Source organism: Francisella noatunensis subsp. noatunensis (assembly GCF_009823375.1).
In the GTDB taxonomy this organism is placed as follows: Bacteria; Pseudomonadota; Gammaproteobacteria; order Francisellales; family Francisellaceae; genus Francisella; species Francisella noatunensis.
The window spans coordinates 1-13677 of the sequence record NZ_WBSX01000042.1 but is presented as its reverse complement, the minus strand read 5'-3'; the positions used below and the strand labels follow the sequence as shown (position 1 = coordinate 13677).

The following is a 13677-nucleotide window of genomic DNA, read 5'->3' as shown; positions in this document are numbered from 1 at the left end:
TAGCTTTTTAACTTTACAGGATAGCTTATGATTATTTGAAGTTCTGCGGCTTTGATATAGCTTCTGTGCTATCTCAGCATTATAGTCACTATTTATACTAGTGCGATTAAGTTCCTTTTTTATAGCTCTTTCACTATAGCCAATTTTATTGGCTATTTGAGATGTTTGGTATCCTAATTTAAGTAATTCTTCTATACAATATCTATTTGAAAGAGTTAAGTGCTTTGGCATTTTTTAGTTCCTTATCGTTTATTTTAGTTTCGTCAAAACCTAATAAACTATATTTGGAACTCTCTTTCAACTATTTAAAACTTTCAGAATACAATCTAGCTAATAATTGATCTAGCCTTGCCACAGATACAACAAATTAACAATAATGCATTTAACTTTGCTTTAGATAGCTATCAAGCAGATAATATTAATGGTAGTCAGTTTCAGTTTGACTCTTACAATGTTATACAAATATTTAATAAACATCTTGAGTTTCTTGATTTAGATGATTGGATAGTTTGTACATCTGTAGATGCCGTTAAACTACCTGCATACTTATACGGAAATAAAGAGTTTGTAAAAGATCTACATAATAATCCGGAGAAGATTCTTGAAGCTCCTCTAGTATTTAACAGATATGACTTTTCGCAAAGCATAAATGAATTTAAACATGATAATAAAAGTTACAAATTTAATCTTGATAAAATTAAGTTTACGGTTGATAACGAGATCCAAAAAGCTAACTTATTGATGAGTGAAAATACTATTGGCTTTATGCCAAAATTTTATTATGATATAGTACTCTGTAATTGCTACTACTGCATGAATAAATATTATAGCTAACCCAATATACGCAAAAACTTCATGGATTTCTTTGAGCCTACTACACTATCTCTTGAGAGTACATCTGTAATAGCTGATAAACCAAAAGGAATAACATAGGTTCCTTTTGCACTTATCAAGCACCAACCTAATATTGGCATCGTAATTAACCAAAAATATAAAAATGTGTGTACTAAACTAGCTACTACAGTCCTAAATCTATTATACTCAAGTCGTTGTCCTATAAATGGAAAACTTACAAACTTTCTTATAGCTAACCTTAGAATAGTGATAAACAGAACCAAAAAACCGATATATAAATGAGATGTTTTCATAACATCATGAAATACAGAATGTTTACCAAATATACTTCTAAATTCTATTGATAGAAAAGCTAGAAATATCAAGATAACCGTGGTCCAATGAAGATAAACCATAAATTTATTGATCTTTGTTTGCATTTAAGTATTAGGTAGTAAGTTTAATTGCTTTGAATTATAGGCTTTTTATTTATTAAAAAAAGATATTTATAGTAATTAGCTCTTAGAAAGATCCAAAAATTTTAAAAAGAATCATGTATATAACACTAGTAACAACTATACAAGCAGGGATTGTCAAAACCCAAGCTGTTGCCATTTTTCTAACAACTTTCCAATTCACACCAGCATCAGCATATCCTGCACCCATAATAGAACCTGATGCCACTTGAGTAGTACTGACTGGCAAACCTATATGCGAAGCCCCCAAAACCAATATACCCGAGCTTAACTCTGCAGAAACAGCATTAACAGGCTCTAGTTTTGATAACTTTGCACTTAGAGTCTTAATTATCTTTTTACCTCCTGATAGCGTTCCTAAACCCATCGCAACACCACATAAGATAATAACCCAGTCAGGAACCTGCGTAGTCTGCACAAGTCCTGCACTTAGTAATGCTAGAGTTATTATAGACATAGTTTTTTGAGCATCGTTAGAGCCATGAGAAAAAGATAATAAGCTAGTAGATAGTACCTGCATCTCTCTTATGTATTTATTTGTAGTTCTAACCATAAAAAATCGCATGAAAATATTCAGCAAGATAATACATATTATCAAAGCTAAGAAGAATGCCATAATGGGTGAACTTACCATTGGAATCAATACTTTATGAACTACAGTAACATAATTAACATCCTGATAACTTGCGCTAATAATCACCGCACCAACCAATGATCCTATCAAAGCATGTGATGAACTTGATGGAATACTAAAGCTCCAAGTAAAGAAGTTCCAACTAATTGCACCAAGTAACGCTGATATCAGAACAATATCAGTAACAACACTTGTATCAACTAAGCCTTTTGATATTGTTGCAGCAACAGCTGTTCCAAAAAAAGCACCTAAAAAATTAAAAAATGCTGCTAGTCCAATTGCCTGATAAGGTGTTAATGATTTTGTTGCAATTGGTGTTGCAACCACATTTGCTGCATCATGAAAACCATTTGTAAACTCAAAAAACAACGCTATTACGATGATGGCTATAAGCACTGATGTAATCATCTTTATATTTACCCTTGTTCGTTAGACTTCTTTTACATACAATCTCATAATTGACTCTGCTACAGATGTACATGTAGATATCGCACTTTCTATAGCTTTATAAATATCTTTAACTTTCATGATAAATATTATATCTCCCTCATCATAATGAGAGAATTTCTTAAGCGCATGACCTAACTCTTCAAGCACATTTTCATCCAATGCTGTAATTCTAATATAAAAATTTTTAAGTTCTTTATTATCGCCACTAACAAAAGCTTTCATCATATCATCAAGTACTTTTGTCATTTTACGCAATGTCTCAACACTATTAGCTAAGTATATATTTACATTGCCACGCTCTTCTTCCATCAATATCTGCATATATCTATGAATTTTGACGATTCTTCTATTTAATTTTAGAAGTAAGGTAGTAATGTTGTGTAGTTCTACCCTATCAACAGGAGTTACAAAATAGCGAGCTAGCTCATGATCCATTTTGTTAGCTACTTCAACAGTTACAGTTCTTGTCAATCTTAGCTCTTCTGATAGCTCAGATATCGTTAAGTTATCTTCCTCTTTAACAAGTTTGTCAAGAATTCTAGCAGAGTCTTCTACAGCCTCAGTAGCTTCTATCATCAAATCAAAAAAAATCTTATCCTGACTAGGAATCAAACTTTTAACAAGTTTACGTAGCATTTATATAATCTCCCTAACTACTTTTATTCAATATTTATTTTAACACTCAAAGTCTACAACAAAAAAATAAAGAATAGCAACAAGAAATTACTTTAAAAAATATATCTAAAAAAGCATTGCTTTTGTGGCAGCTCTAAAATATAATATTAAGCCCTTAATTCTAAAAGCCAAACTTTTTTATAAAAAAGCTAATACTCTATAATAAATATGCAAAAAAATAAATACTTTATTTATTAAACTTTTGTACAACTCTAATGATAAAAATTCAGATAAATAATCATAATCCAAACAATTAGCTCTATTACAAAAGATACAAAAACCAAAGCTGAACCTGCATCTTTAGCTTTCTTTGCTAGTATGTGATAGTCAGTTGTAACTAAATCAACTACTCTTTCAATAGCACTATTTATAATCTCTGCATAAATTGGCAACATTGATACAATCTGTAAAACAAACTTTGAAACTATACTAAAAGGCAATACCCAAATAGTCACTGTCAAAATTATAAAAAGAAGTAACTGCAGACGAAAAGATTTTTCATTTTTGAAAATATCTACTAAGCCACTTAGTGCATATGAAGTATTCTTAAAAAGCGTATATTTAGGCTTATTTAACATCGAATTTACTCACTATCTCTACAGTTTGCAAAAATATCTAACTTTGGACTATATGTTGCTGTCTTGATATTCATAAGTCCTAAGAATGAGTCAAAAACATTATCTTGAGAGAAAGTATCTTCCCTCTTAGCTTCTTTAACTAAACAAGCTTTATTAAGTTTATTATCTTTTAAGAAATCTTTAGAGAACCACATAATCCACGGCACTCTTTTTTGATACAATGGGGCTATACCATAAGGCGCAGCATGAAGATATAAACCATCTTCTCCTAAAGACTCTCCATGATCAGATATGTAGACCATTGCACTATCATATTTAGTGATCACTTCTTTACTATCTAGAGTATCAATAACTTTTGATAATATATAGTCAGTATAACGTATAGTATTGTCATAAGTATTTACTAACTTTTCTCTACTACAAGCATTTATATCACCCTGATCACATGTTGGAGTAAACTTCTTAAACCCTGTAGGATAACGCTGATAATAAGTTGGTCCATGGCTCCCAACTAAATGTAAAACAATTACCTTACTTTTGCCATCATCATTTTTTGCAAGATTCTCTTTTAGCTCTTTTAATAATACTGAGTCATAACAGAATCCACCTGCACTACTACCTTTACAGTCACTAGTATTTATATAAATATTATCTATTCGCTTACATACTCCGGTATATCTACAATCATATCCATTATTATTATACCAAGTTACATCTAGACCTGCTTTTTTCATGATATCTAAGACATTATCTCTAACAGCAGCTTGTCTTGCATTGTAGTCAACTCTTGGCATATTAGATAGCATACAAGGTACAGATAATGCCGTATAAGTGCCACATGATGCTACATCTTGTAATGCAATAACCAAGATCTTTAGTGTAAGGGTTTGTATCTCTATCATATCCATTATAGTGATAATTCTGCATTCTCGCTGTCTCGCCTAAGACAAATACCATTAGGTTTGGTTTATCAACACTTCTAACTTCTTTTGCGCCATCACCAATTGGCTGGTACGGTAAAGGCGGAATAAACTTCTCTGCAATAATTGCTGAAGTGATACCTACGTAAATTATTGGATTAGGGTAATCTCCTAACTCATTATGATTTCTAAAGAATGGGAAAATAGTTTTTACATTTGTAATTAAAATCATTACAACTAATATGAGAGTCCCTATGATATTAGCAATTCTAATCAAAGTGCTTTTACTAAATCTTGGGTATACTATTTTAACTCTGATAAGTATAACAATTGGTAAAACACCAAAAAATATAAAACTAGCAATACTCCCAATAGATAGATAGGATAATGCCTCATGTGTATTTGTATCAAAAATACTCTCTACCACACCATAGGTAAAAGTAATTCCTAAAAACATCTCCGAGTAAAAAACAATTGCTCCAATTGCAATCAAAACAATCATTAATGGCTTAAATATATAACAAAAATTAATCAGATTAAAAATCAGAAAAAAAGCTAAGAAACAAACCGTAAAACAGCTAATCACAAACCATAAACTAAATGTACTATCTTGAGCAACATCTTGGAAAAACTTTATAATAAGTGGAATGTTATATACATAACCAAAAAGAATACTTAGAATAACTGTAGCTTTATAAACCCCTATCTGCTTCGGGAATATTTTTTTTATTACGAGCACAATACCTTACATTTTTTGATTTCTCTGAGAATAATATACTTAATTACAAAGCATTTAAAGAGCAGTAACATCAGCTGATATTTTGATTGAGAAGCTTTTTAAGTATAAAGTTATCTTCATAAGCTTCTTCTAGCGAAACTAACTTAAACCTTATTTTAGAGCCTGGTATATATTGTGATAATTTATTAATATCTGCTTCAATAACATTTGCAATCCGAGGATATCCCCCTACTGTTTGTCGGTGTCGTAACAACACTATCGGACCACTTGGAGCTAGCTGCACTGTACCATCCGTCACAGGTTGAGAGATCATTTCAATTTTTTGTGTATCAAGAGGAATTCCCTCTAAAGGTAACCTCATCTGACTTGAGTTTGTTGAAATAGTCCAAGTATTCTCAAAAAAAGCACTATCTTTTAAAATATCATACTCAGGCCCTTTGATTACTCTTATGAAGCTATGACGATAATTTTGGTTTATATAACCTTCTAATTCTGATGATCTTTGTTTGCCGACTAACCCAATAGTTTTTGATTGTTTTTTTACTGCAAAAACTATTGTGCGAAAACCTTTTTTTGAACCTTTGAACTCTAACTTTTGGCCTCTATTAAGCTCAAAAACTTGATTATAATTTACACAAATATTTTCATCGATAAATGTATTCTGATAACTTGCCCACACAGATAAATCAATATATCATCAACTGCCATAATCTCAGTCGGATAAATCATTTCAATAGCTTGAAAATCTGTAGATTGGTTAAAGATATTATAAGCTGTCATAAAGCTTAATTGATCTTGAGCGCCCTTAGGAGATACTCCTTTGTCTTGATTGCCATACTCTCGCAATGAAACAGCAAAAAACAATCCTCCTTTAGTCGAAAAGATATTCTCCATAACTTTAGTCTCTACTCTCATACAATTGCCGTGCTAATTCTAAAGCTATCTTACTATCAGAATGTATACATATAGTTTGTGACTCAAACAAAATATCTTGATCGTCTATAGTAATAAAACCTTGTTTAAGCTGATTATATTGTTCAACCGCCTCCATTACATTATGTATTTCAGCATTTGGTTGGCCTCGTGGTATTAGCATAGGATTATTAATACTATCAAGCATGTAGCCTCTCTCTACAAAACTCTCTTTAACAATTTTTATACCATTTTCTTTAGCATACTCAGCAACTATACCAAAAGGACTAACCACCAACTCTTTGATATCATTTTTAAGACACCATTCAACAAAAACTTTTGCTAGTTCTTGATTAACATTTAGTTCATTATATAAGGCTCCATGCGGTTTAATAGCCTTAATTTCTCCACCAAAAAGTCTAAATTGCTCATCAAAAGACGCACATAAAGTATCATAATCAATGTCTATAACTTTTCTGCCAAAGTTTTCCTTATCAGGATAGGAAATATGTGCTGTAATTTTGACATTGTGATCTCGACATAGATTCACATAGTAATCAACACTTTCTTTATTACCTGCATGTCCACTACAAGCGATATTTGCAATATCTATATATCTAACCAACTTATCATCGATAGGATGAGCAACGCCCCTCTCTCCTAAGTCACAATTTATCAAAAGCATCACTTCTCCCTAAAAATTATCTTATCACCAGCACTGAAGTTAGAGAAATCTCTAAAATCAGATACTCCTATAATATTCCAACCACTCGGCGACTGCTCAGGAAAAATTGTTGTTTGAGAGCCCCCAAATTGCAACAGACCCCGCAGCTATTCTATTTCGTGGAGTTGCTAAACGAGGCACACTTAAACTTTTATCAAGACCAAGTAAATATGGGAAATATAGTGCTAGATTGTATTCTCAATGTTTATAGAGATACCAAAATGTACTTCATTAGGTGTCAAGTAATTTAAACATTTCTTAGGTCTATTATTCAAGTCTATCTGTAACTTTGATTAACACCTGCTTTGAGTAAGTCTAATTGATCATACATTCTTATCTACAATTAATTTATTTACTATTAGAATATCCGCTTCTGCCCAATCAAGAGTATGTAAAAACTCTGACATTAACCATTTATAAGATATATGCTCTGTCAGTTGCAGCTCCCTACTTTCTACTGAACAAATGTATACGTACATCTTCAGAAAAAAGTCCGGATATTCATGCTCGACTACCATATATTCTTTTTCAACGATTATATTCATTTTCAATTCTTCTTGAACTTCTCTCATCACCGTGTCTCTTGGGTGCTCATTTTCTTCAACCTTACCACCAGGAAATTCAAACTTATAGGACAAATAACTTAACTTATTATCACCTCTTTGAATACATAACATTTCATTACCACTCTTTATAACAGCAGCTGATACTCTTATGTTTTTTTTCATGATCTACCCAACCCACTTCCTAGCATTTCTAAACATTTTCATCCATACAGAATACTCATCATACTCTGCTGGGATATGCGAGTTTGTAATCGCTCTATAGACACGCTCTGGATGTGGCATCATCGTAAGGACACGACCATTTAGAGCTGTCACAGCTGTTAGACCATCTATTGCACCATTTGGATTGTATGGATACATCTTAGTTGCTTGACCTTGCCCATCAATATATTTAAGAGCTACTTGCGAACTTGCTAACATAGATTGTTGCTGGTTGTCATTTTCAAATAATGGACGACCCTCTCCATGAGCTACGGCAATTGGAGCTTTTGTGCCTGCCATATCAGCGAACCAAATAGAGTCAGACTCTTGAATCTCAACCATAGACACTCTAGCCTCAAACTGCTCTGATTTATTCTTGATAAATATCGGCCAGTTTTCAGCGCCTTTGATTAGTGATTTAAGCTGAGCAAGCATTTGGCAACCATTACACACGCCTAGTGCTAGAGTATCATCACGACCAAAAAACCTACTAAACTCATCTCTTAGCTTCTCTGTAAATAGGATATTCTTTGCCCAGCCGCCGCCAGCACCCAAAACATCACCATATGAGAAACCACCACAAGCCACCAATACTTTGAAATCTGCCAAAGTTACACGCCCAGCATGCAAATCTGACATATGCACATCATGAGCCTCAAAACCAGCTGTAGTAAATGCTGCTGCCATCTCACCTTGACCATTGACACCTTGCTCTCTTAATATTGCAACTTTTGGTTTCTCAACATTGACAAACTTAGCTGTAATATCCTCTTCAAGATCAAATGTCGCCTCAACATAGATACCTTTATCATCAATATTTAAAATACTATCAAACTCTTGTTTAGCACATTCGCTATTATCACGAATTGATTGGATCTGATAAGAAGTCTCAGCCCACCATCTTTGTAAGTTTACACGCGTATTTGAATATACCTTCACACCATTTGCAAAGATATTTAACTCATCATTAGAGTTTAGCTTAGCTATTGCACATAGGTGAATTTGAGTATCTTTAAACATCTCTTCAACTAATGCTACATCGCTATTTTTAACTTGGATAACAACTCCAACTTCTTCAGCAAAAAGTTTTGCTAATGTATCTTGAGTTTGTAGATTGATATCTAGACCTTTACGCCCAGCGAATGACATCTCTGCTAAAGTTGCAAATACACCGCCATCAGATACATCATGATATGCTAAGATTTTATTTTCGGCTTTTAGCTTAGTGATATTTTCAAATAGCACTTTCAACTTACTTGCTTCAACACCTGGTGCAACATTGCCAACTTGATTATAAGCTTGGGCTAAACATGAAGCTCCAAGTCTTCCAGCACCATTTGATAGATCAATATGTAAAAGAGTTGTATCATTATCATCAACTAAAACTGGTGTAAGAGTTTTACGTGCATTAGTAACAGGTGAGAAACCTGAAATCACTAATGATAATGGTGATGTTACAGATTTAGCTTGACCATTATCTGACCACTTAGTTTTCATTGACATTGAATCTTTACCGACTGGTATTGCAATGCCTAACTCTGGTGCAAATTCCATACCGACAGCTTTTACAGTTTCATATAACTTTTGGTTTTCGTCACCATGATCTGCAGCAACCATCCAATTTGCTGATAGACGAATGTCACTCAACTTTTCAATATCAGAAGCTAATAAGTTTGTTACAGTCTCAGCAATTGCTAATCTACCAGAAGCAGCCGCATTAATAGCCGCAACAGGAGTTCTTTCACCCATTGCCATAGCCTCACCAGCTTGACTATCGACTGTAGCAGTTGTCACAGCACAGTCAGCCAAAGGTACTTGCCATGGTCCAACCATTTGATCTCGTGCAACCATACCCGTAATACTTCTATCACCAATTGTGATTAAGAATGATTTAGAAGCTACAGCTGGTACTTTTAATACTCTTTCAATCGCATCATCAAGTTTAATAGCACTTGTATCAAAAGCATCTTGTTCAACTTTGACAGTTTTAACATCAATATGCATTTGTGGTGTATTACCAAATAATAATCCCATTGGTAAATCAACAGGCTTATTATCAAAATACTCATCATTCAACGTAATATGCTTCTCAGAGATTGCATCACCAACTACTGCAAATGGACATCTTTCTCTGTTACAAAATTGTTCAAAAAGTTCTAATGACTCAGGATCAACTGATAATACATATCTTTCTTGTGACTCATTTGACCATATTTCTAATGGAGAAAGTCCTTCTTCGCCGACTTTTACCTTTCTAAGCTCAAAATGACCACCAACATTACCATCTTTGACAAGCTCAGGAAACGCATTTGAGATACCACCAGCGCCAACATCATGGATAAATGTGATTGGATTATGCTCACCCATTTGCCAACATCTATCGATAACCTCTTGGCAACGACGCTCCATCTCCGCATTATCACGCTGTACAGATGCAAAATCTAGTTCTGAGTTAGTATCAGAAGATACAACAGATGATGCAGCACCACCGCCTAGACCAATACGCATCGCAGGTCCACCAAGACAGATTAGCTTAGCACCAACTTTGATATCGCCTTTCTCAACGTGCATTCTCTTGATATTACCCATACCACCAGCAATCATAATTGGCTTGTGATACCCAAACCTCTCTTTACCAGCGGATGTGTTAACCTCTTGCTCATAGGTACGGAAATAACCATTTAAGTTAGGTCGACCAAATTCATTTGAATAATGAGCACCACCTATTGGAGCCTCTAGCATGATTTGAAGTGGTGTAACTATATGATGTGGTTTACCATATTTGCTAGTCTCCCAAGCTTGCTCAAAATTTGGGATATTTAAGTTTGATACTGTAAAACCGGTTAAACCAGCTTTTGGTTTAGCTCCCAATCCAGTAGCTCCCTCATCACGAATCTCGCCACCAACACCAGTAGCTGAACCACTAAATGGAGCTATAGCAGTTGGGTGATTATGAGTCTCAACTTTCATCAAGATATCAACTTCCTCTTGATTGAAATTATAAACACCAGTTTGCGTATTTGAATAGAATCTCTGAGCAGTTGCACCCTCTATCACAGCAGCATTATCTTTATATGCAGAAAGTACACCTTTCGGAGATTTCTCAGTAGTATTGCGAATCATTTTAAACAATGACTTATCTTGCTCTTGACCATCTATAGTCCATTTGGCATTAAAAATCTTATGTCTACAATGCTCCGAGTTTGCTTGAGCAAACATATACAGCTCTGTATCAGTAGGGTTTCTACCAAGCTTTGTATACTCATCAGCTAGATATTCAATCTCTTGCTCACTTAGAGCTAAACCAAGCTTTTTATCAGCATCTTTGATAGCCTGAGCACCATTTTCTAGCACATTGACAAACTCAAGCTCTTTTGGATCTGTTACACTAAACAATCTGTGTAAGTCATCTTTACATGTAAAGACTTCTTCAACCATACGATCATGGACTAAGTTTTCTATAGCTCTTAGCTCACTATCAGAAACCTGTCCCTCAATACCAAAAAGAACAGCTCTTTCTACTCTCTTAACAGCATTAATACCAGTATTACGGATAATATCAGTAGCCTTTGACGACCATGGCGAAATTGTGCCAACTCTTGGAGCAGTGATAAAAGTATGACCTTTTGGTTCAGCTGAGCCATACTCTCTATTATAGTTGAGTAAAGATTTGACTATATTTTCTTGCTCACTATCTAACTCTACCCCAAGTTCTACAACATGAATATATTGAGCAGATACAGACTCAACTTTATTAGATATTTTTTTAGCATCTGCTAAAATCTTCTCTCTTTTAAATGGAGATAATGCACTTAACCCTTCAAAAATCCTAATCATTAGCTATCAAACCCTTTATATTTCTTTTCTAACTCTTTTAACTCTTTTCTATGTCTTTCTAGCTCGTTCAAATAAGCTTCGTCAACATCACCTGTAATGTAATTACCAGAGAAAACACTATCTTCAAACTCTGTGATTTTAGGATTCTGTTTTTGGACTATTTGCTTTAGATCCTCTAATGGTAAATAAATCAATCCATCAACTCCAATCCACTCACGAATTTCTTCTAACGATTTTCCATGCGCAACCAAGTCTGATTTAACAGGCATATCAATACCATATACATTTGGATAACAAACAGCTGGTGATACAGAAGCAAGATATACAGATTTTGCCCCTAAATCTCTAACCATTTCAATAATACGCTTAGATGTTGTACCTCTAACAATTGAGTCATCAACTAGCAAAACATTCTTATCCTTAAATTCCGCTGGAATTGGATTTAGCTTTCTTCTTACAAAATTCTTTCTATCGACATTCTCGGGCATGATAAATGTTCTACCAACATAGCGGTTTTTGACAAACCCCTCACGGTACTCAACACCCAAAGCAGTAGCTATCTCTTGGGCTGATGCTCTACCTGTCTCCGGTACTGGGATTACAATATCAATCTCTTTATCTTTCCATGTCTCTTTGATTCTTTGACTTAACACCTTACCAGCATCAACTCTAACTTGATATACGCTTACGCCATTCATAATACTATCAGGACGTGCAAAATATACATACTCAAATAGACAAGGTGCTAAAACTGGATTTTTTGCACATATTTTAGAGTGAACTTGTCTATCTTCAGTGATAATTATCACTTCTCCAGGTTCAACATCTCTTAGTATCTTAAATCCTGATATATCCAAAGAAACACTCTCACTAGCAACCATATATGCTTTCTCGCCATTATCATACTCCTTAACACCTAGTATCAAAGGTCGAATACCATATGGATCTCTAAAAGCTACCAATCCAAAATTTGCTATCATCGCTGTACAAGCATAGCCACCTTTAGCATGTTCAAAAACAAACTCACAAGCTTCATAGACTGCCTCAGGTGTTGAGCAACCTTTTGATTTATTCATACCGCATGCAAAAAAGTTCAGAAGCAACTCTGAATCAGAAGTTGTGTTTAGATGACGTCTTTCGATATCATGTAACATCTGCGCAAGCTCATCAACATTTGTCAAATTACCATTATGCGCAAAGACTATACCGTGAGGATTATTTACATAAAAAGGCTGACTATCTGCAGCCTCTAGGCTTCCAGCAGTTGGATATCTGACATGACCTATACCCATTTTACCTTTTGACTTTTCTAGCTTTTCATCTGTAAATACATCACTTACAAGCCCTGTATTTTTGCAAATAAAAAAATGTCCTTGATCCATAGTCGCGATACCTGCAGCATCTTGACCTCTATGCTGTAAAAGACTTAAACCATAAAACAATGGATAACTAACCTGATTTGGTCCAGCGACTCCTATAACTCCACACATAAAACCACCAACTACTTATTTATACCAATTTAATTAACAAACATATTATAGCAATATTTATCATGATAAATTAATTAAAAGCTAGATTGTATTCTCAATGTTTATAGAGATACCAAAATGTACTTCATTAGGTGTCAAGTAATTTAAACATTTCTTAGGTCTATTATTCAAGTCTATCTGTAACTTCTAATGTATTGATGAGATATATTGTTAAAGTTAGTACCTTTAGGTATAAATTGTCTGATATACCTATTCATGTTTTCATTAGTACCTCTTTGCCAAGGACTGTATGGATCAGCAAAGAATACTTTGATGCCAGTCTCGCTAGTTAGCTTCTTATGTTTAGCAAACTCTTTACCATTATCAAATGTAGCTGTTAATATTTTATGACCATTAGATACTTTGTACAATATTCTATTGATTGAATTAGCTGTTCTATCTATAGACTTGGCTAAAATAGTAAATCTGCTAGCTCTATCGACCATTGTTACAATAGCACCTTTATGGTCTTTACCAACAATAGTGTCACCTTCAAAGTGATAAAGATTTTTTCTATTAGCACTGCTAGGTCTTTCAGAAATACTCGCTCTATCCTTTATCTTAACTTGTTTAGAGTCACCTTCTTTTTTGTATTTATATTG

General features: G+C 34.0%; 11 protein-coding genes and 5 pseudogenes. 1 reads left to right on the top strand and 15 read right to left on the bottom strand.

The genetic code is table 11. From position 1 onward, the window contains the following. The coding region (locus F8C69_RS04865) for a helix-turn-helix domain-containing protein (protein WP_159183974.1) at positions 1-231 on the bottom strand (231 nt) is incomplete at its 3' end. Positions 232-330: 99 nt separating this feature from the next. On the opposite strand from F8C69_RS04865, the pseudogene F8C69_RS04860 reads away from it, so the two are divergent. Beyond that, positions 331-795: pseudogene (locus F8C69_RS04860) on the top strand (LysR family transcriptional regulator); the annotation flags it as partial. A gap of 35 nt (positions 796-830) precedes the next feature. Here the strand turns inward: F8C69_RS04860 and F8C69_RS04855 are convergent. The 14 genes and pseudogenes from F8C69_RS04855 to F8C69_RS04795 all read right to left on the bottom strand — a co-directional run. Beyond that, a complete protein-coding gene (locus F8C69_RS04855; protein WP_234393255.1) occupies positions 831-1250 on the bottom strand; it encodes a cytochrome b in 420 nt (139 codons plus the stop codon). Positions 1251-1356: 106 nt separating this feature from the next. Then, on the bottom strand, positions 1357-2352 hold the full coding sequence (locus tag F8C69_RS04850; RefSeq protein WP_159184403.1) for an inorganic phosphate transporter: 996 nt from the start codon (positions 2350-2352) through the stop codon (positions 1357-1359). Positions 2353-2373: 21 nt separating this feature from the next. Continuing rightward, complete coding sequence (locus tag F8C69_RS04845; RefSeq protein WP_004286766.1) at positions 2374-3030, bottom strand: hypothetical protein; 657 nt, start codon at positions 3028-3030, stop codon at positions 2374-2376. A gap of 251 nt (positions 3031-3281) precedes the next feature. Beyond that, positions 3282-3647, bottom strand: a complete 366-nt coding sequence (locus F8C69_RS04840; protein ID WP_159184402.1) for a diacylglycerol kinase — start codon at positions 3645-3647, stop codon at positions 3282-3284. A gap of 5 nt (positions 3648-3652) precedes the next feature. Next, positions 3653-4549, bottom strand: coding sequence for a phosphoethanolamine transferase (locus F8C69_RS10580; protein WP_234384204.1), 897 nt, complete (start codon positions 4547-4549; stop codon positions 3653-3655). Then, positions 4443-5306, bottom strand: a complete 864-nt coding sequence (locus tag F8C69_RS10575) for a phosphoethanolamine transferase domain-containing protein (protein WP_236352347.1) — start codon at positions 5304-5306, stop codon at positions 4443-4445. The genes F8C69_RS10580 and F8C69_RS10575 overlap by 107 nt, the downstream gene beginning before the upstream one ends. Before the next feature lie 70 nt (positions 5307-5376). Further along, a pseudogene (locus F8C69_RS04830) lies at positions 5377-6200 on the bottom strand (5-oxoprolinase subunit C family protein). A gap of 4 nt (positions 6201-6204) precedes the next feature. Then, the gene (locus F8C69_RS04825; protein WP_159184401.1) at positions 6205-6903 is read right to left on the bottom strand and encodes a 5-oxoprolinase subunit PxpA; all 699 of its coding nucleotides are present in this window, start codon (positions 6901-6903) and stop codon (positions 6205-6207) included. Further along, positions 6903-7122 (bottom strand): annotated as a pseudogene (locus tag F8C69_RS04820) (carboxyltransferase domain-containing protein); the annotation flags it as partial. The pseudogene F8C69_RS04820 and the gene F8C69_RS04825, both read right to left, overlap by 1 nt. A gap of 5 nt (positions 7123-7127) precedes the next feature. Then, a pseudogene (locus F8C69_RS11385) lies at positions 7128-7232 on the bottom strand (IS30 family transposase); the annotation flags it as partial. 33 nt (positions 7233-7265) lie between these two features. Continuing rightward, complete coding sequence (locus F8C69_RS04810; protein ID WP_159184400.1) at positions 7266-7670, bottom strand: (deoxy)nucleoside triphosphate pyrophosphohydrolase; 405 nt, start codon at positions 7668-7670, stop codon at positions 7266-7268. A gap of 3 nt (positions 7671-7673) precedes the next feature. After that, positions 7674-11546: a phosphoribosylformylglycinamidine synthase gene (purL, locus tag F8C69_RS04805; protein ID WP_159184399.1), complete on the bottom strand. Its 3873-nt coding sequence runs from the start codon at positions 11544-11546 to the stop codon at positions 7674-7676. Further along, positions 11546-13036: an amidophosphoribosyltransferase gene (purF, locus tag F8C69_RS04800; RefSeq protein WP_159184398.1), complete on the bottom strand. Its 1491-nt coding sequence runs from the start codon at positions 13034-13036 to the stop codon at positions 11546-11548. Before purF ends, purL begins: the two co-directional genes overlap by 1 nt. Before the next feature lie 81 nt (positions 13037-13117). Next, positions 13118-13677 (bottom strand): annotated as a pseudogene (locus F8C69_RS04795) (IS30 family transposase); the annotation flags it as partial.